Source organism: Candidatus Binatia bacterium, assembly GCA_036504975.1.
Classification (GTDB): domain Bacteria; phylum Desulfobacterota; class Binatia; order UBA9968; family UBA9968; genus JAJPJQ01.
Genome location: DASXUF010000158.1, coordinates 1 through 4,393, shown reverse-complemented (window position 1 = coordinate 4,393; position 4,393 = coordinate 1). Strand labels below are relative to the sequence as shown.

The 4,393-nt window shown below is 58.8% G+C and carries 5 protein-coding genes; all 5 read right to left on the bottom strand.

What is annotated here, in order from left to right:
* Positions 1-314: D-2-hydroxyacid dehydrogenase family protein (locus tag VGL70_19835; GenBank protein ID HEY3305784.1), on the bottom strand; the 314-nt coding region annotated here is incomplete at its 3' end.
* Positions 315-356: 42 nt separating this feature from the next.
* Positions 357-539, bottom strand: a complete 183-nt coding sequence (locus VGL70_19830; GenBank protein HEY3305783.1) for a hypothetical protein — start codon at positions 537-539, stop codon at positions 357-359.
* Positions 540-558: 19 nt separating this feature from the next.
* Positions 559-2,112, bottom strand: a complete 1,554-nt coding sequence (locus tag VGL70_19825) for an ABC transporter substrate-binding protein (protein HEY3305782.1) — start codon at positions 2,110-2,112, stop codon at positions 559-561.
* Positions 2,113-2,216: 104 nt separating this feature from the next.
* Entirely contained in the window at positions 2,217-2,783 is a 567-nt protein-coding gene (locus tag VGL70_19820; protein ID HEY3305781.1) for an aminodeoxychorismate/anthranilate synthase component II, read from the bottom strand.
* A gap of 149 nt (positions 2,784-2,932) precedes the next feature.
* A partial coding sequence (gene trpE / locus VGL70_19815) for an anthranilate synthase component I (protein HEY3305780.1) occupies positions 2,933-4,393 on the bottom strand: 1,461 nt, incomplete at its 5' end.

Sequence of the window (4,393 nt, the reverse complement as noted above, 5' to 3'; positions counted from 1 at the left end):
GCGATGGCGATGCCGCGCTTCGTGGCGGCGGGGACATCCAGGTGCGCGGTGGTCTTTCCGGTCTGAGCGATGAGCTTCAAGGACGGCGCGAGAGAAATTTGCTTCTCGCCGAAGCGCGTCCGCTCACGCACGAGCAGGACGGCGTGAGCGTCTTCGAGGGCGCGCCCAAGCTCGGTGTCCGTCTCCAGCCTCTCTCTTAAAATTTTTACCTCGGCGCGCTGCTTGAGCTGTTGGTAAGCAGACGCTTTATCGGCCATTCCTTCATAGTCGTCCAGAACGGCGACGCGAAAAGTCTCGGATTTTTTATCGGCCACGTAAATCCTCCGGGAGATAAGCTAAGATGACTTTCATTCGCTTCAAGTATGTTCTTTCTGGAGAAACCAGTCGGTGGGGATTTCCGTGCCGAGGCCGAGGCGCCGGGCGTTAGCCGGCACCGCCGCGCCTTTGCCCATCTCGGTAAACGCTTCTTCCATGGCGTCGATATGATCTTCGAGCGTGAGCGCCCGCACGACTTCTTCGCCGTTGAGCACGAGCGTCATCGATCGATGCTCCCCGTGCTCATCGGTCGATCCAGGTTTTCGTAACGCCGAAAGTTCCGGCGCTGAATCGTCCATCGGCGTCGGTGGTGAAGCCTTTGACCTTTTCGTGATAAGTGAAAAATCGCGGCACGTAGGCGAGCGATAGGTCGGGCGCTTCGTCGAATAGGATCCGGGTCGCCTTGCCGTAAAGCTCCTGGCGTTTTTTAAGTTCTCCTGTTGCCGCCTGGGCGAGAAGGCGGTCGAGCTCCGGATTGCAGTAGCCGGGCCAGTTTCTCGTTCGCTTTTTAGCTTTGGTCGCTTCTTCGTCGCAGGCGTATTCGGGCGGATAGGTGTCCGCCGGATCGTCGGGATAGTCGCCGCCAAAAAGGCCCAACTGATAAGTTCCTCTGCGCTGGCGCTCTCTAAAGGCGGCGCCTTCCAGCAGAAGAACCTTTACTTTTATCCCGCCGGTTTCGAGCTGGCGCTGTAAGATTTGATACTCCGATTCGGTGCCTCTCCGCCCCAGTAATTCGACTTCAAATCCGCCGCCCGCCCCGGCCTCTTTGAGCAACGATTTTACCTTGGCGACGTCCCTTTCACGCTCGGGGAGTTTGACGTGCCACGGAGAATCTCCCGGGAAGCGTTGTTGCGTCGGCGTGCCGTAGCCCCAAAACGCCGCTTGCAAGTACTCTTTACGGTCGATCGCGAAAGCGACCGCCTGGCGCAACTTGAGATTGTCGAAGGGCGGTTCGGCGACGTTGAAGATCAGGCGGCGGAACCCCGCGTAGGGCGCGGCCGTAGCTTTGATATTCGGCACCGCGCCGGATTCCACTTGGCGCACGAACACGTACGGCGCCCGTTCGATAAAGTCGAGGTCGCCGGCTCTGAGATTCGTGAACCGGACGGTCGGGTCTTCCGACGTTCTAAAAACAACCTGGTCGAGGTAGGGCAGGCCTTTCTGCCAGTAGTTGGGATTGCGCGCGAGAACGACGTGGCCCATGCCGCGCGCTTCCTTGTACAGGAACGGGCCGGTGCCGGGAGGAAAGGCGTCGATTTTTTCGCTCCCCGCCGGGACGGAGCCGCCGGGCACGATCATGAACGGCCGCAGCAGCGAGAGATAGGACAGAAAGACCGGCTTCGGCTCGGATAGCGCGAACTCGATCGTGAGCGGATCGACCACGCGGACGCTTTTGACCCCGCGCAGATAGGAGAGCCCCTCGGAGCCGTTCTTGGGATTCATCGCGTAATCGACCACCCATTTGACGTCTGCCGACGTAAGCTCCTTGCCGTTGTGGAACTTCACGCCGCGCCGGAGCTTGAACGTATAAACGATGCCGTCTTTCGAAACGGTCCAACTCTCGGCGAGACCCGGAATGATGTTTCCCTTTGTGTCCCTATCCAGGAGGCCTTCGTAGACGAGCGTCCGGACGTCGAGATCGACGCCTCCGGCGCGGATGAACGGATTGAAAGTGCTGAGTTCTCTTTCGAGGCCGAAGACCAGAGTGCCGCCCGTCTTGGGCGTTTGCGACTGCCCGAGCGCCGGAAGCGTTAGAAGGAGGCAAGCCGGAACCAGCGAGAGAAAAAATCGTTTCATGAAGACCTCCGACTCTGAGATTTTCGAATCGGGTCGATTCTACAATGAAATCTGTAATTGGCAATAGGGGACGATAACAAAAAACGTCGCCGGATTTTTTAGAGTCAGTATGTGGTCAGGAAATTCTGCAAGAGTTTTTTTCCTTGATCCGTAAGGATCGATTCGGGATGAAACTGCACGCCTTCGATGGGGCGGCTACGATGGCGCACGCCCATGATGACGCCGTCGGAAGTTTGCGCGCTGACGGAGAGTTCGGGCGGGCAGGTTTTCGGATCGATCACAAGCGAATGGTAGCGCATGGCGGGAAAAGGGTTATCGAGCGACTGATAGATGGTCTTCGAGTCGTGAAAGACTTCGGACAGCTTGCCGTGCATGATCGATGGCGCGCGGACGATCTCGCCGCCGAAGGCCGCGCCGATCGCCTGGTGGCCGAGACAGACGCCGAGGATCGGAGTCCTGGCGCCGAAGCGGCGGATCACGTCGCAGGAGATCCCCGCCTCTTTGGGCGTGCACGGCCCGGGCGAGATGACGATCTTCTCCGGCTTGAGCGAGTCGATCTCTTCCAGCGTGATCTTGTCGTTCAGATAGACTCTAACGTCGGCTCCAAGCTCTCCCAGATAATGGAAGAGGTTGTAAGTGAAGGAGTCGTAATTGTCGATCAAGAGAATCATGTCGGCATTCCTTATCCCAAAACAATTCTTTCGTCTTTCGCTGGGCTCAGCACCATTAAATCTCCTCCTTCCTTCGGCACCCCCACTGCTTGGTAAGGGGCGACCCCCTCTTTATCTCCCCCTTGGCAAGGGGGAGACAGAGAGGGGGTTCAGCGGCCAGCCCGCCTCCACTGCTCCGCAAGCTCGATGGCTTTGAGCATGGCCCGTGCCTTGTTCAACGTCTCCTGATATTCCTTCTCCGGGTCCGAGTCCGCCACGATTCCGGCGCCGGCCTGGATGAAGGCTTTCTTACCCTGCATCAGGATCGTGCGGATGACGATGCAGGTGTCGAGATTGCCGTTGAAGCTGAAATAGCCGATCGCCCCGGCGTAGAGACCGCGCTTCTCCGGCTCCAGCTCGCTGATGATCTGCATCGCCCGGATCTTCGGCGCGCCGGAGACGGTTCCGGCGGGGAAGCTCGAGACGAAAAGCTCGAAGGCGCTCTTTCCCGGCGCCAATTTTCCGCGCACGTTCGAGACGATGTGAATGACGTGAGAGTAGCGCTCGATCGCCATCAACTCGTTGACCTCGACCGTGCCGACTTGGGCGACTCGGCCGACGTCGTTGCGGCCCAGATCCACGAGCATGATGTGCTCCGCTCTTTCCTTCGGGTCCGAAAGCAGGTCCGCCTCGAGCGCCTGCTCCTCGTCCGGGGTAACGCCCCGGCGGCGGGTTCCAGCGATCGGACGCAGCTCGATCGTGTCTCCTGTGAGGCGCACCATGGTCTCGGGCGAGGAGCCGATCACTCTCAAGCCCTCCAGTTCGAGGTAGTACATATAAGGAGAGGGATTGATGAGCCTAAGCGCCCGGTAAATCTCGAACGAGTCCGCCTCGGTTCGGGTCTCCAACCTCTGGCAAAGAACCGCCTGGATGATGTCGCCGGCCTCGATATAGTCCTTGGCCTTGCGCACTGCGGCTTTAAACGCTTGCGGCGTCAGGTTGGAACGGTATTTTTTCTCCTTGCCGCGAACGCTCAAGTCTCTGGCCTCTGTTTTCCTCGGCTTAAGCGACGAAACCAGCCGGCGGATTCGGGCGGTCGCCGCGTCATAAGACTGTCGGAGGTTTTTTTGGCTGTCGAGGCGCACGTTGTCGATGACTTTGATCGTGTGCTTCAAGTTGTCGAACGCGACCAGAGTCTGAACGAAAATGAAAAAGATCTCCGGGAGTCCGTGCGCGTCATTTTTGTTATTGATGATCCCGTGGAATTGCTCCACGGCGTCGTAGGCGACGTAGCCGAGCGCGCCGCCGAAAAACGGCGGCACTCCGTCCACGGCCGCCGGACGATGTTCTTTGAGGAGCCCCTCCAATACTTTGAGCGGTTCGTCGGCGGTGAGATTTCTTTTCTTTCCCTCTTCGACGATCTCGATCCTCTTTCCGCGAGACTTGAAGACTAAATACGGCCGCGTGCCGAGAAAAGAATAACGCGCCCAGCGCTCGCTGCCCTCGACGCTTTCGAGAAGGAAGGAGTAGCGGTCGCGCTCCAGCCGCTGGAAAAACGACAGCGGGGTCTCCAGGTCCATGAGCAGCTCCTGGTAGACGGGGATCAGGTTGCCCTTTTTCGCTAGGCGCGA

Bases quoted from the DNA above. Each gene is read 5' to 3' on its own strand.
- VGL70_19830 (HEY3305783.1), bottom strand. From the start codon at position 539: ATGACGCTCGTGCTCAACGGCGAAGAAGTCGTGCGGGCGCTCACGCTC.
- VGL70_19825 (HEY3305782.1), bottom strand. From the start codon at position 2,112: ATGAAACGATTTTTTCTCTCGCTGGTTCCGGCTTGCCTCCTTCTAACG.
- VGL70_19820 (HEY3305781.1), bottom strand. From the start codon at position 2,783: ATGATTCTCTTGATCGACAATTACGACTCCTTCACTTACAACCTCTTC.